The following is a 22,516-nucleotide window of genomic DNA, read 5'->3' on the forward strand; positions in this document are numbered from 1 at the left end:
CCTCTGTTGGTCGAGTAGCCCGAGCGTGCCGTTGGTTGAGGTGCGAGCGCAGCGAGCCTCGAAACCAAGGCCCGCGCCCGCCCAAGGCCCCTTTCCACAGCCCAGAGGCCGGTCGAGGGCTAATGTCGGAGGTCTCGTGTTGAATATGGAACATGAACCGGACGACCAGCGAACTGCTCGACGACCTCGCCGCCGGCGTCATCGCTCGACGCAACGCTGAGGTCGAGGAGTTCTCGAACCTGATCGCCTGGGCAGATGCCAACGTGGTCGACGACCCGGCGGGCGCGGCGACGATCCGGGATTCCTACATCGATACCGGGATCCCGATCGCCGGGCCGGGAGCACCGCTGGTGTCGGAGTTCGCGCTGCAGGAGCTGTGCGCCACCCTGGAGCGGTCGCTGGACTCGGGTCGGGACTACGTCGGGAAGGTCGTGGAGACCGGTTGGCGTCTCCCGGCCATCACCGAGGCCGTGCTGACTGGAAAGGTGCCGGTGTGGAAGGCGCTCAAGGTCGCCGAACGCACCCGCTGGCTCTCGGAGGAAGCCGCATCATTCGTCGACCGCCACCTCGGCTTCGCTCTCGCCGGCTGCACGTGGGCGCAGATCGACCGGGTCGTCACTGAGGCGATCGACCGCTACGACCCCGATGCTGCAGAGGAGCGGCGTCAGGACGCCGCGGACCGGCGTCACTGCACCATCGACGTGCAAGAGGCCACCGACGGCGTCGTCGACCAGTCCTCGATCCTCGACCTGGCTGATGCCCTCGCGCTGGATGAGGCCGTCGCCCGCCGTGCTGAGGAGCTGCGACTGTCGGGTTGTGAGGAGTCGTTGGATGTACGTCGTTCGATGGCGCTCGGTGAGATCGCCCGCGGCGACCTCGCCCTCGACCTGCCCATCGCCGATCCCGACACCGGGGAGATCAAGCGCACCCTGAAGGGCAAGAAGCTCGAGCTCTTCGTCCACCTCACGGACGCCGCTCTCAGCGGTTCCCGTGGTCACAACGTCGCCCGGCTCGGCAACACCCAACGACCGATCCACGTCGAACAGGCCCGCCAATGGGCCGCCCAACCCGGCACCCAGGTCGTCGTACGACCCATGATCGATCCACCCGGCCACTACCCGATCGACTCCTACGAGATTCCCGATCGGTTCCACCTGGTCGAGACACCACAACCCGGCCTCTACCTCTGGACCGCACGCAGCGGCAGAAGATTCCTCGTCGGACCCCAAGGCACACATGCCCTTGACCCACCCGTCCCACCGCATCCCGACGACGACGATCCACCCTGGGCCGATCCCGTCTTTCCCGAACACTGACCCACCTCGATCGTCGCCCGATGACCCCGCCCACCTGCGGGGCCATCGGCATGCCGAAACGGCAAGGGAAAACGCCAGTGCCCGCCCTCGAGAGTCGAGGGCGGGCGCAGGCGTCAGTGCTCAGTTGCCGTTGGTGCTCCAGTGCCACCTCTCCTTCGGGAAGTTGAACATGCCGTAGGAGTCCGCGTTGGCGGCCAGCCAGTTGAAGTCGCTCGTGTTGAGTGGATCGCCGTTGCTCGTGAAGTCGATTGCCAGCCCGCGCTCGTGCATCGAGCTGCCCGGCCGCGCAGTGGGCGGCGAGCATTGGCTGGAAGGCATCTCGTAGATCGCGTAGTAGGACGTGCCGCAGTGCTCCTTGCGCAGCTGCACCTGCGAGTCGTAGGACCGGAAACCCCAGCCCTTGAGGATGTGGCCGGACGAGTAGGCCGCGTCGAGCAGCCGATCGAGGCTGGGAGCGAGGCACTTGTGGACGCGGAACGAGTAGCCGGTCGGTCCGGACACGAGGGTCGTGTGCTCGATCGGGACGGATGCTGTGACTGCTGAGCAGCTGGCAGCGACGGGTTCGGTCGTCGGCGCCGTCGAGACCTGGCACAGGTCGCTGACGGTCGTGGTCGGCGCGTCGTCGGAGGCAACACCGGACTTGATCACCACACCCGTGCCCATGCCGGTGTTGCTGCCTTCGATCGCGCCCAGGGTGTAGCGCTTGACCTCGTTGGTCGTGCCGCCGAGGAAGCGGTAGAGCAGGCCACCACCGAGGTCGACGGTGCGGCCCGCATTCCAAGAGCTCGCGCGCACGGTGGAGGTCTGATAGCCGCCCAGTGTCGTTGCGTACTTCAGCTCGCCGGCCGTGTTGGCGAACCCGATCTGGTGGTTGCCACCCGTCACGCCGTAGAAGGACTTCGGGTAGCCGAAGTTGTTTTTGACGACGTACTGACCCGACGGGGTGTCGTAGGGGTCGTCCTCGTAGTTGTCGAGCCCGGTGGCGACGTACAGGTCCCCTTCGTACGTCGAGGTGTCACCCTTGACACCCCACAGACGTCCGTTCCAGGCGAGGGCCTTGTAGCCCCACAGGTTGGAGGTCGTCAGTTGGTCCTGGCGCCACTCGGTGCCTTCGTTGGGCGCCCAGCGGAACTGGTGGAGGTTCTTGTCGGTACCGCTGAAGTAGACGTAGCTGACCCAGCCCGGGCTGACGGTGTTCGTCGACTTCTTGATGTCACGGGCAGCCAGGGCGACGGGCTTGACGCCGGTGAAGGTGTGGATCGGCTTCCAGTCGTAGAAGGTCGGGTTCGCCGACTCGGGCCCGGTGACCGAAGCCGACCACAGCTGGGAGTAGCCGTCGGTGGCGTTGCCGTCGCGGAGCTGGAAGAACCGCGCCGGTGCGTCTCCACAGTCGTACGCGCTGGGTGCCGGCGCGGTGGAGGCCTGCGCCGGAGTGGCGTCGATGATGGCCGGCACGGAGCCGAGGGCGGCGGAGCAGACCAGCGCAGAGAGCACCTTCCGCATCCGCCGGCGGGCCGTGTAGTCGTAGACGTTCATGGGAGAGCTCCTTCTGGTCCTTCGGTTTCGCCGGCGACGGTCGTCGTCGATCACGAGACGGACGTTAAGGAGGCCTGGAGCACGCCAGTAGACCGTTTGCAGCATGCTGCAAGCGGCGCTGCGCAGGTGGTCTGGTCGTGCGTTCGCGCTATCAGCAGACCTCGGTCACAATGTCGACATGGGGGGATTCCGGCATGTCGCGGTGGCTGCGTTTTTCGCGGTCGCCCTGACGAGCTGCGCCGCCCCTGAGAGCGAGCCCGACGCGAAGGCATCTCCTTCGGCGACCGAGGCCCCGAAGAAGGCCAAGGAGCCGAAGCGCGCGGAGCGGGTCTCTCGCGGCGAGGGCGGCGCGAGGTTCGACGTACCGGATGCCGTGATCCTCGAGCAGCTACGACGCCTGGCCGAGCGGATCGCGCAGAATTACACCGCGCCTCCGATCATCGCCCCGGCCGACGTCGACCCCGGCAGCAACCGGGCGCTCGGCTACCAGCTGCTGCTCGACTTCGGGTTCGGCGAGGCGCAGTGGCCCTACCTCGACGCCCTCTGGCAGCGCGAGTCCGGCTGGAACCAGTTCGCCGACAACCCGACCTCGAGTGCCTACGGCATCCCCCAGTCGCTCCCCGGCACCAAGATGGCCGTCGTCGGTCGTGACTGGCGCACCAACCCGGAGACCCAGATCCGGTGGGGCCTGGCCTACATCGCGGCCCGCTACGGCAACCCCGAGGGCGCGTGGGCCCACAGCCAGAAGACCGGCTGGTACTGACGGGCCGCCAGGTCAGTGGCCGAAGTGCTCGATGACCTGGACCTGGAGCTCACCGACGATGCCGCCGAGGATGGCGCCGACGGAGATCATCAGCGGCTCGTCGTCCTTGAAGACCGGGCGCAGGATCGACTCGTACTCGTCGTTGTTGAGCATGCTCATCTTCTCGACGATCGTGCCCTCGAGGTCGATGACGCTCATGGTGTAGTCCTGGGCGTCGGCCAGCGTCTGCGGCAGCCGCTCGATGATGAGCTGGGTCGCGGTGTCCTTCATCGCCCGGTACTTCGCGCTGCCCACCGCCAGTGACACGAGCGGCGTGGCGATGCCCGACTGGGCGTCGATGGCCGTGTGCACCTCCTTGGCGATCAGCGCGTAGAGCTTGTCGGCGCCGGGGCCGTTGAGGATGCCCTCGAAGAGGTTCTCGGGGGAGAACAGGTCCTCGGCCAGGATCTTGGCGTAGTCCTGGGTGATCTTCTCGCGCTGCGCGTGCAGGAGGCCCTGGAAGGTGAAGAGCCCGAAGTAACGGGTCGGCTGCAACGGGCGGAAGAGCATGTTGAGGGCGATGTAGTCGCTGATGAAACCGACGCCGAAGCCGAAGGCCGGCATGATCCACGGGTTCTGGAAGACGGCCCACGCGACCATCTGGACCAGGCCGATGCCGAGGCCGAAGTAGATGCCGCTGCGTCGTACGAACGCCATCGCGTCGGTGCTCAGCGACCGCATCAGGTCGTTGAGCTTGTCCTTGTTGCGGATCAGGGTGGTGACCGCGAGGAACTGCACGTCGACGTAGCGGTTGAGGTCGGCCTTCATCTCCCGCAGGAGCCGCTCGCCGACCTTCGGCGCCTGGCTCATCACGCGGGCCTGGATCGCGCGCCGACCGGCATCCGGGAGGGACTCCCACAGGCCGGGGCGGATCTGCTCGGCGAGTTCCGCGGTGATCTCGGAGATCGCGGTGACCAGGGGCTCGCGCAGTGCTTCGAGGACCTCGTCGGGGTTGATCTTGTCGAGCAGCTCCTCGGGCTTGAGGAGGTTGGTGGTCAGCAGCTCGATGGTGGTCGCGGCGACCTTGCCCGCTCGCCGCGGCACGATGCCTTGCCAGCCGAACGGCCCGATGCCCTTGTACTCGACCGGCCGGTAGAGCATCTCGAGCGCGACGATCTTGGTGCTCCACCCGACGAACGCCGCGACGAACGGCATCGAGACGTAGACCAGCCAGTTGACCCCGAAGTCGTCCTTGATCTCCGACCAGCTCTGGATCCAGGTGATGAGCCCTGGCAGATGGGCCGAGAGGTACGACGTCACAGCCGGCCTCCCGTCGCGGCCTCCCAGAGGCCGCGACCCAGGGTGGTGACGCGGACGGTGCGCTTGTCGATGCGGGCCGGGAGCGGGCCCCGGCTCGCGGCCTTGATCGCCTTGAGGATGTAGGTCTCGGCCATGAGGATCTCGTAGTCCTGCTTCATGGCGGTGTCCTCAGGGCCCCGTTCGAGAAGCCCGAGGGAGAGCAGGTGCGACACGTAGGTCGCGGTCATGTGCGGGAGTGCCAGGTTGGCAGTGCGGCCGACGAGGGACGCGTTGGCGAGCAGCACCTTGCCGGCGCCACCGGCCGGGGTGCGGGTGCGGATGGTGACCAGCGGCGAGGACGACCCGTCCGAGAGCGCGCTGATGATGCGCGCCTCGTCGGGCACGAGCTGGTCGATGATCCGGTGGTAGAGCTCGCTCTGGCTGCCGTCGGTGCTCTGGTCGAGCGCCCGGTCCAGGAGGCTCTGCATCTTCTGGTCGAGCGACCTCGACGGCTTCGGCGTCTCGAGCTCGAGCGGTGCGTTGCCCGGCGCCGCGAGGCGGGATCCGAGCATGCGCATCGCCTGCTGCTCGGTCCAGCCGGCGACCTTGAGGCCCACCTTCGCGGCGGCCACGGTGCGGGGGAGCAGGCCGAGCGGATCGAGGAGGGAGGCCATGGCCGAACCGTACTGCTAACACCTGCTAGTCCACAGGGGTCGATTGATCTCTGGTCAGCGTCGGCCACGAGTGCTTGAGTGACCTGGGTCACAACGGTACGACCCGTACCCGGGTCGGCTTCTCTTGGGAAAGGTCATCCATGCCTGCACTCGCTCGCTCCCGGTTCGTCGGCAAACGCCTCCGCCTCGCGATCGTCGGACTCCTCCCGGTCCTCGCCGCGCTCGTCCCGCTGACCGTCCAGGCTCCGGCCCACGCGGTCGCGCCGTCCTACGTCGCGCTCGGCGACTCCTACGCCTCCGGCGTCGGCACCCGCACCTACACCAGCGAGAGCGGCAGCTGTCAGCGATCGACGTACGCCTATCCCTACCTCGTCGCCCAGCAGAAGGGCTACACCCTCACCTTCAAGGCGTGCTCCGGCGCGACCACGTCGACGGTCACCAGCTCGCAGCTGAGCGCGGTCGTGTCGACGACGAAGTACGTCACCATCTCGGTCGGCGGCAACGACGCCGGCTTCTCCGACGTGATCACCGAGTGCGCGCAGCCCGGGTGGATGTCGGACTGCAACGGAGCGATCGACGGCGCCCAGTCGTTCATCAACAACACGCTCCCGACGCGGCTCAACACGCTCTACGCATCGATCAAGTCGCGTGCGCCGAGCGCCGTCGTGGTCGTCACCGGCTACCCGCGCCTCTTCATGGGCGAGGACTGCAACGCCGCCACCTGGTTCTCCCCGGCGGAGGAGACCCGTCTCAACCAGACCGCCGACCTGCTCAATGCCAAGCTGTCGGCTGCCGCTTCCGCCAAGGGCTTCAAGTTCGCCAACCCGACCAGCAAGTTCATCGGGCACGCGGTCTGCGACAGCACCGAGTGGCTCAACGGCCTCTCCAACCCGATCAGCGAGAGCTACCACCCCAACAAGCTCGGGCACTCCTCCGGCTACACGCCGCTGGTCAGCCCGCTGCTGGTCGGCGCCGCCTGACCCAGGAAGCTCCCGGACGGGTGGTCATCCCGTCCGGGGGCTGCCGGTGGCGCCGCTGCAGCTGCTGCCCGCCGGGTCGATCGCGTCGCGCTGGGCAGGGAAGTCGTTGCCGTCGCCGCAGTTGATGACCGAATCCTTCACGAAGTCGAGCGCGTCGATGAAGTCAGTGCCGCCGAGGCCGTAGAGCTTGTCGGCTCCCGCGCCGCCGTAGATCGTGTTGTCACCGTTGCTCCCGGTGAGGCTGTCCGGGCCCGAGCTCCCGAAGATGTCCTCGACGCTTGCTGCGACGGTGTCGCGCTGACCCACCGGGCCGTCCAGGGAGTCGCCGTCGTCATCCGCACCAGCGCCGATCGTGACCGCCACTCCGAAGTGACTGGCGTAGCTGACCTCGTCACGTTGTGGGCCGCCGATGAGCAGGTCGGCGTCGTTGTCCCCAGTGAGGAAGTCGCTGCCCTCGCCGCCCGCGAGCAGGTCATCGCCGCTACCGCCGAAGATGTCGTCATCCCCCTCCTCTCCGTAGAGCGTGTCGTAACCAGTTCCGCCGCTGATCAGGTCGGCGCCGCCTCCGCCGCGGATCGTGTCCGCGCCCTGGCCACCATAAAGCGCGTTGTCCGCGGAGCTTCCCGTCAGCTCGTCGGCGCCTCGCCCGCCGTCCAGCCCTTCGACGTCCTTGCCGATGGAGTCGCGCGCACCCTGCGGACCGTCCTCGTCGGAGCCGTCGTCCCCGGTGCCACCGGTGAGGTCGGCGGTCGTTGCCGCTTCGTGGTCAGTGTAGGAAACCCTGTCGGTGCCGGTGCCACCGCAGAACACGTCGGCGCCGTCGAAGCCCCGCAACACGTCGTTGCCGCCGAGTCCGTGGATGACGTCCGGCCCCGCGGTGCCGTCGATGAAGTCGTTGCCCGCAGTGCCGGTGATGGTTGCTGCTCTGCCCTGGCAAAGGGTGATCGTGGGCCCCCAGGTAGGGCTGGCATCGGTGACAGAGTTGACGGTGACGCGGCTCAGGCCGCTGCCGTTGACGTTCATCGTGTAGATGTCGGCGAAGCCGTGACGGTCGGTCTCGAAGGCGATCTTGGTGCCGTCGGGAGACCAGGACGGGTGCACGTCGGAGGCCGAGCTGGTTGTGACCCGGTTCTGGCTCGTGCCGCTCACGTTCATCGTGTAGATCTCTTGGTTGGCTCCGTCGCGGTTGCTGACGAAGGCGATCCTGTTGCCGTCGGGGGAGTAGGCCGGCTGGGAGTCGCTCCAGGAGTTGTTGGTGAGAGCGGTCTGTCCCGAGCCGTCGATGTTCATCACGTAGATCGCTGCGAACCCAGCCACTGCACTGGTGTAGGCGATCTTGGTGCCGTCCGGGGAGAAGACCGGATCGGTGTCGTGGCTCGCCGCCCCGGTGAGCCGCACCCGGCCCGAGCCGTCGCTGTTCGCGATGGCGATGTCCGAGCCGCCGTTCCCCGCCAGCTCGTAGGCGATCTTGGTCCCGTCAGGGGAGAGGGCCGGGTCCGTCTCTGCTGCGGAGCTGGCTGCCACCGCGTGCTTGTTGCTGCCGTCGGCGTCCATGATCCAGATGTCGCTCTCCCCGTCGCCCGTGGTCGCGTAGGCGATCTGGGTGCCGTCGGCGGAGAACGCGGGGTCGCGCGACTCGTTGTCGGTGGTCAACTGGACGTCGCCCACGGTCGGGCCCACCAGGTAGATGTTGTCGTTGGACGAGCCGTCCGTGCGTGCGAGCGCGATTTCGCCGTTGATCCCCGGGGTCACTGCGGCGACGACCACGGCCTTAGCGGCGGAGGGTGCCACTGTCGTGGCTGGGGCCACCAGGGCTGTGGTGGCGAGGGCGAACGCGCCGAGCGCGATGCGGGGAGTGCGCATCGGATTCCTCCTGGGAGCGGGGAGTGGACACCCGCCCGGACAGGGATGCGCGCCAACTTACGCCGCAGGTAGCGCCCCAGTCATCATCCGGAAGGCTGATAAAACCGTCGCATGCGACGGATCTCGGTGGCACTCCCGACCTGCCTGATGCTCCTGCTCTCGGCCTGCTCCGACGAGGTCCAGGGCGATGACAGCGACGAGGCGAAGGCGGTGGCCGGAGCGCTCGCGAAGGCGCTGGCCGAGCCCGATGCCGAGGCGCGCTCGAAGAGCCTCGAAACCGTCCCGTTCGCCAACGAGCAACCGAGCATCGTCGCCGAGCGCTACAGCGCGATCATCACCGGGATGGACGGGATCACGCCGACCATCGAGGTCGGCGACTTCAACGACGACAAGGGTTTCGACACGGTCGGCCTGACCTGGTCATGGCCCGTGGTCGAGGGCGAAGACCCGTGGACCTACGACACGCTCGTCGAGCTGACCCCCGCTGGCGACGGGTGGCAGGTCACCTGGCAGCAGGGCATCGTCGTGAAAGACCTGGGCAAGGAGGAGGTCCTCGACGCGACGACCGTCCCGGCGAAGCGAGGCGAGATCCTCGGCGCCGACGGCGCGGTGCTCGTGACCGAGCGGCCCGTCACGCGGATCGGCATCGACCGGGTGCAGGTCAAGGGCGCCAAAGCGGCCCAGGCTGCAGGTCAGCTCGCGACGCTGGTCGGGATCGACGTCGCCGCCTACGTGAAGGCGGTGAAGGCAGCCGGCGACCGGGCGTTCGTCGAGGCGATCACCTATCGCAAGGGCGAGGTCCCCTCCGAGGTCGAGGCCGGGCTCCGGTCGATCGACGGGTCACTCGCGGTCGCCGACGAGATCGCGCTGGCGCCGACCAAGGACTTCGCGGCGCCGATCCTCGGCCGCGTCGGGCCGGTGACCGCGGAGATGATCGAGGAGGACCCCGAGCGCTACGAGGTGGGCGACATCGCCGGGGTCAGCGGACTCCAGGCGAGGTACGACGACCAGCTCGGCGGCACTCCCGGCCGCGTCGTCGAAGCGGTGTCGGAGACCAACCCGCGTTCACGCGAGCTCTACCGCGTCGACGGCGCTGACGGGGATCCGCTCGAGCTCACCCTCGACCCTCACCTGCAGTCGACCGCCGAGGACCTGCTCGCCGGCATCGTCCCGTCGAGCGCACTCGTCGCGATCCGGCCGAGCGACGGCGCGATCCTCGCGGCCGCCAACGGACCGGGCAACGCCGGGCAGAACTTCGCGACCTACGGACAGTTCCCGCCCGGCTCGACGATGAAGATCGTGAGCAGCCTCGCGCTGCTGCGTGCTGGGCTCACGCCCGACAGCACCGTGAGCTGCCCGGCGACGCTCGACGTCGACGGCAAGGAGTTCAAGAACTACACCGGCTACCCGAGCAGTGCGCTCGGCGACATCCCCCTTCGTACGGCGCTCGCGCAGTCCTGCAACACCGCCTTCATCGGCGCCCGCGACGAGCTCGGTCCCGACGACCTCGTCGACGCGGCGGCGAGCCTCGGGCTCGGCGTCGACCACGACCTCGGGTTCCCCGCCTACTTCGGCAGCGTCCTGCCGCCGGCCAGTGAGACCGAGAAGGGAGCCGACATGATCGGCCAGGGCACCGTGCTCGCCTCACCCATGACGATGGCGTCGGTGATCGCGTCGGTGCAGAAGGGGGCGCTCGTCGTACCTCGGCTCCTGACGCAGGTCGACGTCGCCGACCACGACAACACCCCACTGACGGGCAAGGAGGCCGAGCAGCTGCGCACGATGCTGCGCGGCGTCGTGACCGAGGGCAGCGGTAGCCTGCTGGTCGACCTGCCGGGCGACCCGGTCATCGCCAAGACGGGCACGGCGGAGTTCGAGGGCGACGGCGGCATCCAGACCCACGCGTGGATGATCGCCGCCCAGGGCGACCTCGCCGTCGCGGTGTTCGTCGGCGTCGGGGAGTCGGGGTCCCAGACCGCGGGCCCGATCCTGGAGGCGTTCCTTCGGGCCGCCGCCCCATAAAAACTAGCGAGCCCCCTGCGTCGCATGGGGTCAACGTCAAGGGGCTCGGTCGTGTTCGTTGGTGCTCCCTCCGAAACGACGAGATCACCATAACCCGGGACCGGGCGAGGTGGGCAAGGGTCTGAGCAAGAAACGTCCGAACGGTTATCCCTCGTGGGGCTCGAGGGGCGACGACCGCGGGACCGCGTGCCACAGTGGCCCCATGAGCACCGAGCCCTTGTCCGCCGATCGCCGTCAGCTCTTCATCGGAGGGGAGTGGCGGCCCGCATCGGGAGGCGGCCGCTTCGACGTGATCGACCCGGCCGACGGGTCGGTGCTGACCGACGTCGCTGACGGCACGCTCGACGACGCGCGGGCAGCGCTCGAGGCCGCCGTCGCCGCGCAGGCCGACTGGGCCGCCACGGCGCCTCGCGAGCGCGGCGAGATCCTTCGGCGCGCGTTCGAGCTGGTGACGTCGCGGGCTGACGACCTCGCGCGGCTGATGAGCCTGGAGATGGGAAAGACCGTCGCGGAGGCGCGCGGTGAGGTGACCTACGGCGCCGAGTTCCTCCGCTGGTTCTCCGAGGAGGCGGTCCGCATCCACGGCCGCTGGATGCAGGCTCCAGCGGGCAACTCGCGACTGCTGACGCTGAAGAAGCCGCTCGGACCGTGCCTCTTCATCACGCCGTGGAACTTCCCGCTCGCGATGGGCACCCGGAAGATCGGACCGGCCGTCGCCGCGGGCTGCACGATGGTCGTGAAGCCGGCCGGTCAGACGCCGCTGACGATGCTGCTGCTCGCGGACCTGATGACTGAGGCGGGCCTGCCGGGCGGCGTCCTCAACGTGATCACGTCGAAGAGCTCGGGGAAGATCAGCGAGGTCCTGATGGCCGACGCGCGGCTGCGGAAGGTCAGCTTCACCGGCTCGACCGAGGTCGGCAAGGTGCTCGTCGCCCAGTCGGCCGGCCAGCTCCAGCGGGTCAGCATGGAGCTCGGCGGCAACGCGCCCTTCCTCGTCTTCGCCGACGCCGACATCGATGCCGCCGTCGACGGCGCGATGATCGCCAAGATGCGCAACATGGGCGAGGCCTGCACGGCTGCCAACCGCTTCCTGGTCGATGCCTCGGTGGCCGAGGAGTTCGCGACCAAGCTCGCCGCCCGGATGGGCGCCCTCACGCTCGGCCGCGGCCAGGACGACGGTGTCGACGTCGGCCCCCTCATCGACGACAAGGCCGTCGAGAGCGTGACCGCGCTCGTCGAGCAGGCCGTCGCCGCCGGCGCGCGCGTCGTCACCGGGGGCAGCGCCCCCGACGGACCGGGGTCGTTCTTCACGCCGACGGTGCTGGCCGACGTACCTGCCGATGCCGACGTCAACGTGCAGGAGATCTTCGGCCCCGTCGCGCCGATCACGACCTTCACCTCCGAGGCGGAGGCCGTCGAGCGGGCCAACGCGACCGAGTACGGCCTGACCGCCTACGTCTTCACCCGCGACCTGTCCCGGACCATCCGGATGGCCGAGTCGCTGCAGTTCGGGATGGTCGGCATCAACAGCGGCCTGGTCTCCAACCCCGCCGCACCCTTCGGCGGCGTCAAGGCCAGCGGCTTCGGCCGGGAGGGCGGTTTCGAGGGCATCGAGGAATACCTCGACACGACGTACGTCGCCCTCCCTGCCGGCTGACGGACCTCAGGCCTCGGTCGACTCCTCGGCCCCGCCTGCCACAACCGGAGCGGCAGCCGACTTGTCGATGGCCTTGTGCAGGAGCGACTCCAGGTCGAGACCCGTCGTGGCCTTCAGCATCTCGAGCGTCTGCGCGACGTTCTGCACGACCTGCTTGGGCATCGCGCCCGCGCCGTCGGTCGAGAGCACGGTCAGGTTGTCGATGGCGCTGATGGGGGCGGCGACCTCCTTCGCGATCTGCGGGAGCACCTCGATGAGCATCTGCAGCACCGCGGCCTCGTTGTAGTTGGCGAAGGCCGCTGCGCGCTTCTCCATCGCACCGGCCTCGGCCTGGCCGACGGCGAGGGTCGCGGCGGCCTGGGCCTCACCCTCAGCCTTGACGGCGTCGGCGAGCGCGGTACGGCGGGCCTTCTCGGCCTCCGCGGCCAAGATCTGGGCCGACTTGTGCGCGTTGGCCTCCTGCTCGACGCGGTAGCGCTCGGCGTCGGCGGGCTTGCGGACCTGGGTCTCGAGCTGGCGCTCGGTCAGGGCAGCCTGGCGTACGGCGACCTTCTCCTGCTCGGTGAAGATCGCCTGGTCGCGCTCGGCCTGGGCGAGCGGTCCGGCCGCCGCGGCCTGGGCCGCCGCAGCGTCGGTCTCGGCCTTGATCTCGGCCTGCTTGAGGGCGAGCGTCCGCTGGGAGATCGCGATCTCCTGCTCGGCGGCGATGCGCGCCTGCTCGGCGGCCTGGCGAGCGTTGGCCTCCGCGATCGAGGCCGCCTGCTGGATCCGGGCAGCCTCGGGACGACCGAGGTCGGCGAGGTAGGTGCCGTCGTCGGTGACGTCCTGGATCTGGAACGCATCGAGGATCAGGCCCTGGCCGGTCAACGACGCCTCGGACTCGTCGGCCACCCGCTGGGCGAACGCCGCGCGGTCGCGGATGATCTGCTCGACGGTCAGGCCGCCGACGATCGAGCGGAGCGCACCCGCGAGCACCTCCTGGGTGAAGCCTTCGATGTCGGCCTGCTGGCTCAGGAACCGCTGCGCGCCGAGCCGGATCTGGTCGGCGTTGCCACCGATCTTCACGATCGCGACACCGTCGAGGTTGAGCTTGATGCCCTGGCCGGAGACGGCGCCGCTGATGTGCACGGAGATCCGGCGGCTGGAGAGGTCCATCGTGGCGAGCTTCTGGATGAACGGCACCACGAAGACGCCACCGCCGAGGACGACCTTCTGCCCCGAGAGGTCGGTCGTGAGCTCACCGCTCTCCGGGTTGAGCACCGCCTTGCCCTTGCGGCCGGTGACGATGAACGCCTGGTTGGGCCCGGCGACCTTGTAGCGGCTGGTGATGAGCAGCACGAGCAGCACGAGGAGTACGACGACTCCGATGATCGGCCCTGCAACGTCGATGGACATCAGACCTGTTGCCTTTCCAGCGGTGGGTGTGGGGGTGTTAGGACGACGGGGACCAGACCGGGGCCACGGTGACCGCGGTCGGTGACAGGACTCCGGTGATGCTCACCTCGGTGCCCGAGGGGATGGCCAGCACGGCGTTGGCGTTGCACTGGAGGACGTGGCCGCCGACGGTGACGCGGACGACGCCGTAGCTCTCGCCGCCGGGGATGTCGTGGAGCACGCGGCCGACCTGGCCGACGGCGTCGCTGATCGAGACGGTGCCGTCGCTCGGCCCGTCCTTGATCAGCCGGGTCAGCCACCACGCGAACCAGCCCACCGCAACGCCGCTGACGCCCCCGATCAGGACCGTCGGCAGCGTCGGCAACCCGCCGCCGTCGGCAGCGGCCGCGCCGAAGCCGAAGGCGGACACGAATCCGCCGAGCACCGCGGTGGAGAACACGTCGGACTCCAGGATGCTGAACGCGCCGTGGAGGGCGCCGTCGAGGAGGTCACCGACGATGACCGACAGGGCGATCAGTGCGAGGCCGGCGAAGCCCAGCACGAGGTAGAGCGTCACGTGTACTCCGACTTGGGGGTGGAGTCGGATCGTATCCGCCGGTGGGGCCGCCAAACCGACCCGCGATGAATTCGGTGGTGACTGTCGGTCCTCACCCTCAGACTCTCGGGAGGAGCTCTTGATGACCGACCAGCTGACCACCCCGTCACCCGCGCCGGAGAGTCCGCAGCCACCGGCACTGCGGCGGCTGCCCCGCGCCCTCACGCCTTTCCGGCACTCCGCCTACCGGCGGCTCGGTGCCGCTCTGGTGCTCGGCACCTTCGCCGGCGGCGTGTGGGTGGTCGCCCTGGTCTGGGAGGTCATCCGGATCGGCGGCGGTCCCGGTCAGCTGTCGGTGGTGACGACCGCCGGTGCGATCGGCGTGCTCGTGCCCGCGCTGCTCGGCGGCGTGGTCGCCGACCGGGTCCCACAGAAGCTGATCCTGCTCGCGGTGGCCGGGGTCGAGCTGACCGGCATGGCCCTGGTCGCCACCTTGTCGTGGCTCGACCTGACCCAGGTCTGGCACCTCGCTGCGGTCTCGTTCGCCACGGGCGTCGCGATGGCGTTCTATTACCCCGCCTACTCCGCGTGGCTGCCCGCGCTCGTGCCCGAGGAGGATCTGCTCGCGGTCAACGGCTTCGAGGGCATGATCCGCCCGACCATCGGTCAGGCGCTCGGGCCGGGTCTCGCCGGCGTCGTGGTCGGCACGGTGTCGACGTCGGCAGCGCTCGGCCTCGCCGCGGGGTTCCACCTGGTCGGGTTGCTCGCTCTGACGGCGGTGCCCCTGACCGCCGTACGACGTGACCTCGAAGAGGCGCGCGACGGACACCCGGTGACGACCGCCCTCGCCGACATGCGCGAGGGCTTCTCCTACATGGTCCGAACGCCGTGGCTGCTGGCGACGCTGCTCTTCGCGTCGATCCTGATCCTGGTGATGATGGGACCGATGGAGGTGCTCATCCCGTTCCTCGTGAAGGACAAGCTCGGCGGTGGGCCGGGTGACCACGCGATCGTGATGGCGGCCTTCGGCATCGGTGGTGCGGTGGGGTCGATCACCATGGCCTCGTTGAAGATGCCGCGCCGCTACCTCACCGTGATGATCCTCGGTTGGGGCGTGGGCTGCCTGCCGTTCCTGGCGATCGGCTACGCCGACGCAGTCTGGATCGTGGTCGTCGCCGCCTTCTTCATCGGTGCGTTCTTCTCCGGTCCGATGGTCATCTGGGGCACGCTGCTGCAGCGCCGGGTGCCACCGCACCTCCTCGGCAGGGTGGCCTCGCTCGACTTCTTCGTCTCGGTCAGCCTGATGCCGGTCTCGATGGCGATGGCCGGTCCGGTCTCCCACTGGCTGGGCCTCGAGGCGACCTTCGCCATCGCCGCGTTCGTGCCCACGGTGGTCGCGGCAGTCGCGGTGTGGTGGGCCAAGCTGCCGGCCGACGAGCTGGCGCACCCGTTGCGCGACGCCGATCCCGACCTCGAATCGGACCCCGAGTCCGACACAATGCCTGCATGACGACCAGCCGGCTCGAAGCCTTCAGCGACGGTGTCCTCGCGATCATCATCACGATCATGGTGCTCGAGCTGAAGGTGCCCGAGGAGCCGACCCTGCATGCGCTGTGGGAGGTGACCGGCATCGGACTGCTCACCTACCTGCTGAGCTTCGTCTACATCGGCATCTACTGGAACAACCATCACCACATGTTCCAGCTGGTCGGGAAGGTCAACGGTGCGGTGCTGTGGGCCAACCTGACCCTGCTCTTCTCGCTGTCGCTCTACCCGTTCACGACGGCGTGGATGGACGAGGCGTTGAACGAGTACGGCTGGGACGAGCACACCCCGGTCGTCGTCTACGGCGCCAACCTGCTCTTCGCCGCGATCGCCTACTACCTGCTGCAGCTGGCGGTGTTCCGCGCCGAGGGCGGGGAGTCCGCGCTGCGCGAGGCAGTGGGTGACGACCTCAAGGGCAAGCTCTCACCGGTGCTCTACGTCATCGGCATCGTGACCGCCGCGTTCGTGCACCCGCTGGTCGGGATCGTGTTCTTCGTCCTGGTCGCGATCATCTGGCTGATCCCGGACCGCCGGCTCGAGCAATACATCGTCACGCACCACGAGCAGGGCAGCTCCTAGGTCCGCGGCGCGCGCCTCCCGAGGAGCGCCAGCAGCCGACGGTCCGGACCGGCATCGGCCGAGACCGGTACGGCGGTGCCGAACTCGCCGTGCTGCTCCAGGGCCAGCGCGAGCGCGGTGGGGAGCAGCGCCTCGGCGAAGGCGTCGGGCAGCGGGAGGCCTGCGCCCGTCGTACGACTGACGTCCCAGCCGTGGACGGCGATCTCGACGGCGGCCAGGCGGGTGATGGTGCCGACCGCCATGGGCCGGCCACCCACGTCGACCACGTCGGCCGTGGCTGCTGACCAGGCGCCGAGCAGGCCGCACGCCTTGGCTTGGAGGGTGGCGATCCGCTCGGGCAAGGGCGCGGGCGCCGCACTGTGCAGCCCGATCGCGCCGTGCGCCCCTTCGGCGAAGGCGTCGAGGGAGTCCTCCATGTGCGCGAGGAGGTCGCCGAGGTGCCAGCCGTCGCAGGGGGTCGGCTGCCAGAGATGGTCGGGCGTCACGGTGGCGAGGGCCGCGCGGGCGTAGCCGAGCGCGCGCTCCAGCAGCGCGACCCCCGGGTCCGGCGCAGTGCCCGGACCGGGGAGGGCGGTCATCGGTTCAGCCGTTCGCGGCGGGCTGCCAGTCGGCGGGCAGTCGGTCGGGCAGCCCGAAGCGGATGAAGTGCTCGGCGCCGAAGAACGCCGTGACGTGCTGGACCTTGCTGCCGGCCAGGTCGAGCACCTGCATGTGGAACGGCTCGAAGTGGCCCTCGGGCTGGCGCATGTAGAGGCCGAACGCGGGCTGACCGTTGGCGACCGTCGGCAGCATCGGCATGTCGTGGATGCCGCCCGGGCACTGCGTCGCGATGAGCTGGCCGATGTTGTCGGCGCCGCGGTAATGGTTGAGGAAGGGCGGCATGTCCCAGGTGGCGTCGTACTGCAGGAGCTGGACGATCCGGTCGACGTCCTTGGCCCAGAACGCCGCGAGGTAGGCGTCCAGCAGCCGCCGCTGCGCTTCGTCGAGCTCGGGCTCGACGGTGTCGGGCGTCAGGCCGCGCTCGGCGAGCTGCGCGTGCGCGCGCTGGAGCGCGGAGTTGACCGCCGCCGTCGTCGTGTCGAGGGCGGTCGCCGTCTCCGCCGCCGACCAACGCAGCACGTCGCGGAGGATGAGGACCGCGCGCTGCCGAGCGGGGAGGTGCTGCAGCGCAGCCACGAAGGCGAGCCGGATGGTGTCGCGCTCGGCCACCTGGACCGCGGCGTCGGGGATCGGCTCGAGCCACGGGATCTCGGCGTCCTCCTCGAGCGCGTCACCGGCGATCGAGTCAGCCGTGCCGAGCCCGGCGGGGAGCGGCCGGCGCGGCCGGCCCTCGAGGTTGGTGAGGCAGACGTTGGTCGCGATCTTGTAGAGCCAGGTGCGCACCGAGCTGCGGCCTTGGAAGTTCGCCGATGCCTTCCAGGCGCGCAGGAACGTCTCCTGCACCAGGTCCTCCGCCTCGTGCACCGACCCGCTCATCCGGTAGCAGTGGGCCATCAGCTCCCGCTGGTAGCGCCCCGTCAGAGTGTCGAAGTCAGCGAGCTCGTCGCTCGCCGTCAGCTGCTCGGTCACCATCGTTCCCATCGCCTACCCCCGGATGCTTGTGAGTCTGCCTCATGGGTGGACAAGGGACGAGGGAAAAACTCATCGGTGCGCGCGCACCATTTCCAGGGCGCGGGCGGCGGCGGGGAGGGCGAGCTCCCGGTCGGCCGGGATCAGCCCGATCCGGGTCCGGCGGTCGAGGAGGTCGTCGACGTCGGCCGCGCCTTCGTGGGTGACGCCGAAGACGAGCTCGGCGAGCGTGACGGCGATGGTCGGGTGGATCGGGGCGAGCAGCTCGTCGTCGCTGAGCGCCGTGGCCTCCCGTGCGGAGTCGAGGACCAGGGCGGCGTCGGCGCCGAAGCGGCGGACCAGGCGGGCGTGGCCGGGTGTCTCCGCGCGCTCGGTGAGCTCGGTGAGCGCGGCGCGCGAGGCGGCGCCCGAGAGCGGCAGCGACGCGGTGACGCACGGACCGGCGCTGAGGCCTGCGTGGGCGACGGCGGCGTCGACGGCGTCCTCGGCCATCCGGCGGTACGTCGTCAGCTTGCCGCCCACGATCGTCACCACGCCGTCCGGGCTGGTGAGCACCGCGTGCTTGCGCGAAAGATCTGCGGTCGTGGACGCTCCACCATCCGGATCGCCGGTGTCGAGAAGGGGTCGCAGGCCGGCGTACGCACCGACGACGTCGCTGCGACGCAGTGGCCGGGAGAAGGACGCGGCGACCACGTCGAGGAGGAAGCCGATCTCGACCTCGGTGGGCTCGGCGACGTCGGGCACGGGACCGTCGGCGGGCTCGTCGGTGAGACCGACGTAGATCTGTCCGTCGGGCTGGGGGAGCACGAGCACGAAGCGGTTGCGCTCGCCGGGGATCGGCGCGAAGACCGCGACGTTGAGGCCGGGCAGGGTGTCGCCGCGCAGGACCAGGTGGGTGCCCCGCGACGGGCGGAGCTTGATGTCTCCGACCACGTCGCCGGCCCAGACGCCGGCCGCGTTGATGACGGTCCGGGTCCGTACCGTCGCGATGGCGCCGGTGAGCTCGTCGCGGAGGGTGACCTCAGTGCCGGTCGCGGCGATGACGCGGGTGTGGGTGTGCACGGCGGCGCCGCGCTGAGCGGCAGTGCGGGCGATGGTGGTGACGAGCCGGGCGTCGTCCTCGAGCTGTCCGTCCCAACCGAGGATGGCGCCGCGCAGCCCGTCGGCACGCAGCGTCGGAGCGAGGCGGCGGGTCTCCGCAGCCGTCAGGCGTCGCGGCTTCGGCAGCGTGTCAGCGCTGGTGCCGGCCGCGCGACGCAACAGGTCGCCACCGAGGAGCCCGGCCCGGGTGAGCGCGCCCATCGGCCGGCTCACGCCCGCGGCCAGCGGGACGATCGTGGGGAGCGGGTGGGTCAGGTGCGGAGCGGTGGTCTCCATCAGGATGCCGCGCTCGACGGCGCTCTCGTGGGCGATGCCGACCTGGCCGCTGGCGAGGTAGCGGAGTCCGCCGTGGACCAGCTTGGAGCTGAAGCGCGAGGTGCCCCAGGCGAGGTCGAACGCGTCGACCGCCAGCACGCTGAGGCCGCGGCTCGCGGCGTCGAGGGCGACGCCGGCGCCGGTGACACCGAGGCCGACCACGACGACATCGACGGACTCGGGCACTCCGGTCAGGCCGGGGGTGATGGCTGAGTTCATTTCTCGGCTCATGGGAGGAGGGTCCTTTCGATCAGCAGCTGCAGCTCCGCGTCGAGCTCGTCGAGCGACACGAGGTCGTCGGCCATCGTGTGGGCCGACAGGACCGAGCCGTGGGTGGCGAGCACGACCGTGCGGGCGAGCGCCATGGGCTTGCCGGTCCGCACCGTGCCGGCGGCCTGGCCGGCCGAGATCATCGCGGCGAGGAGACCGAGGATCAGCTCCTGCGAGCGGCCGCGGCGGGAGAGGAGGTAGGGGAGGATCAGCTCGGGGTCGAGCTCAACGATGCGTACGAAGAGCTCGTTGTCGCGCAGGACAGAGACCGTGCGGAGCACGCCGTCGGCGATCTGGGCCGGGGTCGGACCGCTGGGCAGATCGGTGTCGTCGAAGCCCAGGGTCGGCTGCGCGGAGGCCACCAGCTCACCCCACTCGCGGGTCATCAGGTCGCCGAGCAGCTCCTGCATATCCGACCAGGTGCGGTAGATCGTCATCCGCGAGACGCCCGCCCGGCGGGCCACCTCGGTCAGGGTCGTCCGCCGCCAACCGACGTCGAGGATGCAGGCCCGCGCGGTGTCGAGGTAGGAGTCCCTCGGGCTCTGCGCATCTTCGGGGTTGTGACGGTGTGACGACATGTGTCACACTGTAACACATGAACGAGCGCCAGCCTGAAGAGCTCAGCCCCTCACTCCGTCAGCCGGAGATGCCCGTGACCCGCTGGGGCGACCCGGCCCACGCCGCTCCGCTGCCTGACGGCGTGCGCGACCTCGTCGGCCTCGTCTTCTCGCTGGGCGACACCCCGGCCAAGGCCGATGTCGCCGTCCCGGCGCCGGCTCTCGCGGCCGACCTGCTCGACGGCCTGCGCGCCGTCGTCGGTGCCGACAACGTCGTGCTCGACGACACCGCGCGTCGCCAGCGCACCCGCGGCAAGTCGACCCCCGACCTGCTGCGCCAGCGCTCCGGCGACCTGTCCGACGCCCCGGACGTGGTCGTCCGTCCCGGCGACCACGACGACGTCCAGGCGGTCCTCGACTACGCGGCCGAGCACCGCATCGCGGTCGTCCCGTTCGGCGGCGGTACGTCGGTGACCGGCGGGCTCATCGCCGACCGTGACGGCTTCGCCGGGGTCCTCTCCCTCGACCTCGGTCGCATGCGCAGCCTGCTCTCGCTCGACCCCATCTCCGCGACCGCCACGCTCGGCCCGGGCCTGCGTGGCCCCGAGGCCGAGGCGCTGCTGGGCGAGCACGGCCTGATGCTGGGCCACCTCCCGCAGAGCTTCGAGTTCGCGACCATCGGCGGGTTCGCCGCCACCCGGTCCAGCGGCCAGGCCAGCGCCGGCTACGGCCGGTTCGACTCCATGGTGGTCGGGCTGCGCGCCGCGACCCCGAAGGGCGAGGTCCGGCTCGGCGGCACGTCGCCGTCCAACGCCTGCGGCCCCGACCTGCGCGAACTCTTCCTCGGCTCGGAGGGTGCCTTCGGCGTCATCACCGAGGTCACCGTGCGGGTGCGCCCGGTGCCCGAGGTCAAGCAGTACGAAGGCTGGCAGTGGCCCTCCTTCGAGGCCGGCGCCGACGCGATGCGCACGCTCGCGCAGGGCGACCTGCTCCCGACCGTGCTCCGCCTCTCCGACGAGAACGAGACCGCCATCAACCTGGCCCGCCCCGACGCCATCGGCGGCGAGGGCGCCGGCGGCTGCCTGATGATCGTCGGCTACGAGGGCACGCCGTCCGCGACCGCCGCCAAGAAGGCTGCCGTCACCGAGGTCCTCACCGGTCTTGGCGGCACCCCGCTCGGCGCCGAGCCGGGCACCGCGTGGGCCGCCGGACGCTTCAACGCCCCCTACCTGCGCGACTCGCTCCTCGATGTCGGCGTCCTCGTCGAGACCCTCGAGACCGTCACCTTCTGGTCCAACCGCGAGCGGCTGTACGGCGCCGTGAAGTCGGCCCTCGAAGGCGCCCTCGGCGAGGGCACGATGGTGCTCTGCCACGTCTCGCACGTCTACGCGACCGGCTGCTCGCTCTACTTCACGGTGGCGTCGGCGGGCGGCGAGCAGCCGCTCGAGCGTTGGCTCGTCGCGAAGAAGGCGGCCAACGACGCCATCGTCGCGAGCGGCGCCTCGATCACCCACCACCACGCGGTCGGCACCGATCACCGCGACTGGCTGGCTCCGGAGATCGGTGACCTCGGCGTCGACGTACTCCGTGCGGTGAAGCGCGAGCTCGACCCGACCGGCATCCTCAACCCGGGCGTCCTGATCCCGTGAGCCGCGCGTTCACGTTTCTGGTCAACCCCAACTCCGGCGGGGGTGCGGCGCCCAAGGTCGTCGTGCCGCTCGCCCGCCAGTTGCGGGAGGCCGGTGCCGAGGTCGAGGTCAGCTACACCTCCTCGCCGGCCGTCGTCCCTGACCTGGTCAAGGCGGCCGTCGCCGCGGGGCGCGTCGTCGTGTCCGTCGGCGGCGACGGGATGCTCTCGTCGGTCGCCGGTGCGGTGGTCGACGCGGGCGGCGAGCTCGCGGTGATCCCGGCCGGTCGCGGCAACGACTTCGCGCGGATGCTCGAGGTGCCGACCGACGAGGCAGGCCAGGTCGCACTGCTCCTCGAAGGCACGCCCACCCCGGTCGACCTGCTCGCCGTGACGTCGCCGGGCAGCGCGCCGACCCTCGTCGCCGGCTCGGTCTACGCCGGCGTCGACGCGCGCATCGCGCAGATCGTCGACCGGTCGCACTGGCTGCCGAAGGCGCTGCAGTATCCGGTCGCGTCCGTGCGCGGACTGGCGACCTACCGACCCGTCGAGCTCACCGTCGAGGTCGACGGCGTGTCCTCGACCCACCGGGCTGCCAACGTGGTCATCGCCAACTCCAAGTACTACGGCAAGGGCATGGCCATCGCGCCCGGCGCGGTCGTCGACGACGGCGAGCTCGACGTGATCGTCATCGAGGCCGCCGGTCGGGTCGGGCTCATCCGATCGCTGCCCAAGGTCTACGACGGCGCCCACGTCGGGCTCGACGAGGTCACCGTCCTCCGCGGCACCCGCGTGACCGTCTCCGGCAGCTACGCCGGTGGTGGCGCTGCGGTCCCGGTCGGCGCCGACGGCGAGGCCCTCGGCGACCTGCCCGCATCGGGCGAGCCGCTCACGGTCGAGGTCCGGCCTGGAGCCATCAAGATCCTGCGCTGAC

The 22,516-nt window shown here is 69.9% G+C and carries 19 protein-coding genes; 9 read left to right on the forward strand and 10 right to left on the reverse strand.

Going from position 1 to position 22,516, the window contains the following annotated elements; all coding sequences use genetic code 11:
• Positions 1-152 precede the first annotated feature (152 nt).
• A complete protein-coding gene (locus F0U44_RS21200; RefSeq protein WP_149730374.1) occupies positions 153-1,316 on the forward strand; it encodes a DUF222 domain-containing protein in 1,164 nt (387 codons plus the stop codon).
• A gap of 120 nt (positions 1,317-1,436) precedes the next feature.
• Here the strand turns inward: F0U44_RS21200 and F0U44_RS21205 are convergent, their stop codons facing one another.
• Positions 1,437-2,852: a M15 family metallopeptidase gene (locus F0U44_RS21205; protein WP_188113608.1), complete on the reverse strand. Its 1,416-nt coding sequence runs from the start codon at positions 2,850-2,852 to the stop codon at positions 1,437-1,439.
• 178 nt (positions 2,853-3,030) lie between these two features.
• Here F0U44_RS21205 and F0U44_RS21210 point away from each other — a divergent pair, with 178 nt between their 5' ends.
• The gene (locus F0U44_RS21210; protein ID WP_246160737.1) at positions 3,031-3,615 is read left to right on the forward strand and encodes an aggregation-promoting factor C-terminal-like domain-containing protein; all 585 of its coding nucleotides are present in this window, start codon (positions 3,031-3,033) and stop codon (positions 3,613-3,615) included.
• Positions 3,616-3,627: 12 nt separating this feature from the next.
• On the opposite strand, the gene F0U44_RS21215 is transcribed toward F0U44_RS21210, so the two are convergent.
• Both F0U44_RS21215 and F0U44_RS21220 read right to left on the reverse strand, forming a co-directional pair.
• On the reverse strand, positions 3,628-4,914 hold the full coding sequence (locus tag F0U44_RS21215) for a DUF445 domain-containing protein (RefSeq protein ID WP_223163786.1): 1,287 nt from the start codon (positions 4,912-4,914) through the stop codon (positions 3,628-3,630).
• Entirely contained in the window at positions 4,911-5,567 is a 657-nt protein-coding gene (locus F0U44_RS21220) for an Abi-alpha family protein (protein WP_149730377.1), read from the reverse strand. Before F0U44_RS21220 ends, F0U44_RS21215 begins: the two co-directional genes overlap by 4 nt.
• Positions 5,568-5,707: 140 nt before the next feature.
• Between F0U44_RS21220 and F0U44_RS21225 the strand changes: the two genes are divergently transcribed.
• Positions 5,708-6,547 carry an SGNH/GDSL hydrolase family protein gene (locus F0U44_RS21225; RefSeq protein ID WP_149730378.1) on the forward strand — a complete coding sequence of 280 codons (840 nt, stop codon included), beginning with the start codon at positions 5,708-5,710 and terminating at the stop codon, positions 6,545-6,547.
• Between the two features lie 24 nt (positions 6,548-6,571).
• On the opposite strand, the gene F0U44_RS21230 is transcribed toward F0U44_RS21225, so the two are convergent.
• Positions 6,572-8,410 carry a DPP IV N-terminal domain-containing protein gene (locus F0U44_RS21230; protein WP_149730379.1) on the reverse strand — a complete coding sequence of 613 codons (1,839 nt, stop codon included), beginning with the start codon at positions 8,408-8,410 and terminating at the stop codon, positions 6,572-6,574.
• Between the two features lie 111 nt (positions 8,411-8,521).
• Between F0U44_RS21230 and F0U44_RS21235 the strand changes: the two genes are divergently transcribed.
• Complete coding sequence (locus F0U44_RS21235; protein WP_149730380.1) at positions 8,522-10,432, forward strand: penicillin-binding transpeptidase domain-containing protein; 1,911 nt, start codon at positions 8,522-8,524, stop codon at positions 10,430-10,432.
• 202 nt (positions 10,433-10,634) lie between these two features.
• A complete protein-coding gene (locus tag F0U44_RS21240) occupies positions 10,635-12,089 on the forward strand; it encodes an NAD-dependent succinate-semialdehyde dehydrogenase (protein WP_149730381.1) in 1,455 nt (484 codons plus the stop codon).
• 6 nt (positions 12,090-12,095) lie between these two features.
• Here the strand turns inward: F0U44_RS21240 and F0U44_RS21245 are convergent, their stop codons facing one another.
• Together F0U44_RS21245 and F0U44_RS21250 are read right to left on the reverse strand one after the other, a co-directional pair.
• On the reverse strand, positions 12,096-13,484 hold the full coding sequence (locus F0U44_RS21245; protein WP_149730382.1) for a flotillin family protein: 1,389 nt from the start codon (positions 13,482-13,484) through the stop codon (positions 12,096-12,098).
• Positions 13,485-13,521: 37 nt separating this feature from the next.
• The gene (locus F0U44_RS21250) at positions 13,522-14,040 is read right to left on the reverse strand and encodes an NfeD C-terminal domain-containing protein (RefSeq protein WP_149730383.1); all 519 of its coding nucleotides are present in this window, start codon (positions 14,038-14,040) and stop codon (positions 13,522-13,524) included.
• 121 nt (positions 14,041-14,161) lie between these two features.
• On the opposite strand from F0U44_RS21250, the gene F0U44_RS21255 reads away from it, so the two are divergent.
• Together F0U44_RS21255 and F0U44_RS21260 are read left to right on the forward strand one after the other, a co-directional pair.
• Positions 14,162-15,529, forward strand: a complete 1,368-nt coding sequence (locus F0U44_RS21255) for an MFS transporter (protein ID WP_149730384.1) — start codon at positions 14,162-14,164, stop codon at positions 15,527-15,529.
• Positions 15,526-16,143, forward strand: coding sequence for a TMEM175 family protein (locus F0U44_RS21260; RefSeq protein ID WP_149730385.1), 618 nt, complete (start codon positions 15,526-15,528; stop codon positions 16,141-16,143). The genes F0U44_RS21255 and F0U44_RS21260 overlap by 4 nt, the downstream gene beginning before the upstream one ends.
• Here the strand turns inward: F0U44_RS21260 and F0U44_RS21265 are convergent.
• From F0U44_RS21265 to F0U44_RS21280, 4 genes are read right to left on the reverse strand one after another with little or no spacing between them, the layout of a single operon-like run.
• Positions 16,140-16,721 (reverse strand): TIGR03086 family metal-binding protein, encoded by a 582-nt coding sequence (locus tag F0U44_RS21265; protein ID WP_149730386.1) that lies wholly within the window; start codon positions 16,719-16,721, stop codon positions 16,140-16,142. The two genes, F0U44_RS21260 and F0U44_RS21265, sit on opposite strands and share 4 nt — an antisense overlap.
• A 4-nt stretch (positions 16,722-16,725) precedes the next feature.
• Positions 16,726-17,724: a sigma-70 family RNA polymerase sigma factor gene (locus tag F0U44_RS21270; protein WP_223163787.1), complete on the reverse strand. Its 999-nt coding sequence runs from the start codon at positions 17,722-17,724 to the stop codon at positions 16,726-16,728.
• A 60-nt stretch (positions 17,725-17,784) separates the two neighbouring features.
• Positions 17,785-19,359 (reverse strand): glycerol-3-phosphate dehydrogenase/oxidase, encoded by a 1,575-nt coding sequence (locus tag F0U44_RS21275; protein ID WP_149730387.1) that lies wholly within the window; start codon positions 19,357-19,359, stop codon positions 17,785-17,787.
• The gene (locus tag F0U44_RS21280; RefSeq protein WP_149730388.1) at positions 19,356-19,976 is read right to left on the reverse strand and encodes a TetR/AcrR family transcriptional regulator; all 621 of its coding nucleotides are present in this window, start codon (positions 19,974-19,976) and stop codon (positions 19,356-19,358) included. The genes F0U44_RS21275 and F0U44_RS21280 overlap by 4 nt, the downstream gene beginning before the upstream one ends.
• 17 nt (positions 19,977-19,993) lie before the next feature.
• On the opposite strand from F0U44_RS21280, the gene F0U44_RS21285 reads away from it, so the two are divergent.
• A complete protein-coding gene (locus F0U44_RS21285; protein ID WP_246160738.1) occupies positions 19,994-21,604 on the forward strand; it encodes an FAD-binding oxidoreductase in 1,611 nt (536 codons plus the stop codon).
• On the forward strand, positions 21,601-22,515 hold the full coding sequence (locus F0U44_RS21290; RefSeq protein WP_149730389.1) for a diacylglycerol/lipid kinase family protein: 915 nt from the start codon (positions 21,601-21,603) through the stop codon (positions 22,513-22,515). Before F0U44_RS21285 ends, F0U44_RS21290 begins: the two co-directional genes overlap by 4 nt.
• The last annotated feature ends 1 nt before the right edge of the window (position 22,516 follow it).

Source organism: Nocardioides humilatus (genome assembly GCF_008373755.1).
Taxonomy (GTDB): Bacteria; Actinomycetota; Actinomycetes; order Propionibacteriales; family Nocardioidaceae; genus Nocardioides; species Nocardioides humilatus.

Excerpts from the sequence above, each read along its gene's own strand:
- F0U44_RS21280 (WP_149730388.1), bottom strand. The coding sequence starts at position 19,976 with ATGTCGTCACACCGTCACAACCCCGAAGATGCGCAGAGCCCGAGGGAC.
- F0U44_RS21275 (WP_149730387.1), bottom strand. The coding sequence starts at position 19,359 with ATGAGCCGAGAAATGAACTCAGCCATCACCCCCGGCCTGACCGGAGTG.
- F0U44_RS21225 (WP_149730378.1), top strand. The coding sequence starts at position 5,708 with ATGCCTGCACTCGCTCGCTCCCGGTTCGTCGGCAAACGCCTCCGCCTC.
- F0U44_RS21265 (WP_149730386.1), bottom strand. The coding sequence starts at position 16,721 with ATGACCGCCCTCCCCGGTCCGGGCACTGCGCCGGACCCGGGGGTCGCG.
- F0U44_RS21200 (WP_149730374.1), top strand. The coding sequence starts at position 153 with ATGAACCGGACGACCAGCGAACTGCTCGACGACCTCGCCGCCGGCGTC.
- F0U44_RS21285 (WP_246160738.1), top strand. The coding sequence starts at position 19,994 with ATGAACGAGCGCCAGCCTGAAGAGCTCAGCCCCTCACTCCGTCAGCCG.
- F0U44_RS21220 (WP_149730377.1), bottom strand. The coding sequence starts at position 5,567 with ATGGCCTCCCTCCTCGATCCGCTCGGCCTGCTCCCCCGCACCGTGGCC.
- F0U44_RS21210 (WP_246160737.1), top strand. The coding sequence starts at position 3,031 with ATGGGGGGATTCCGGCATGTCGCGGTGGCTGCGTTTTTCGCGGTCGCC.
- F0U44_RS21235 (WP_149730380.1), top strand. The coding sequence starts at position 8,522 with ATGCGACGGATCTCGGTGGCACTCCCGACCTGCCTGATGCTCCTGCTC.
- F0U44_RS21245 (WP_149730382.1), bottom strand. The coding sequence starts at position 13,484 with ATGTCCATCGACGTTGCAGGGCCGATCATCGGAGTCGTCGTACTCCTC.
- F0U44_RS21255 (WP_149730384.1), top strand. The coding sequence starts at position 14,162 with ATGACCGACCAGCTGACCACCCCGTCACCCGCGCCGGAGAGTCCGCAG.
- F0U44_RS21230 (WP_149730379.1), bottom strand. The coding sequence starts at position 8,410 with ATGCGCACTCCCCGCATCGCGCTCGGCGCGTTCGCCCTCGCCACCACA.
- F0U44_RS21240 (WP_149730381.1), top strand. The coding sequence starts at position 10,635 with ATGAGCACCGAGCCCTTGTCCGCCGATCGCCGTCAGCTCTTCATCGGA.
- F0U44_RS21270 (WP_223163787.1), bottom strand. The coding sequence starts at position 17,724 with ATGGGAACGATGGTGACCGAGCAGCTGACGGCGAGCGACGAGCTCGCT.
- F0U44_RS21260 (WP_149730385.1), top strand. The coding sequence starts at position 15,526 with ATGACGACCAGCCGGCTCGAAGCCTTCAGCGACGGTGTCCTCGCGATC.
- F0U44_RS21205 (WP_188113608.1), bottom strand. The coding sequence starts at position 2,852 with ATGAACGTCTACGACTACACGGCCCGCCGGCGGATGCGGAAGGTGCTC.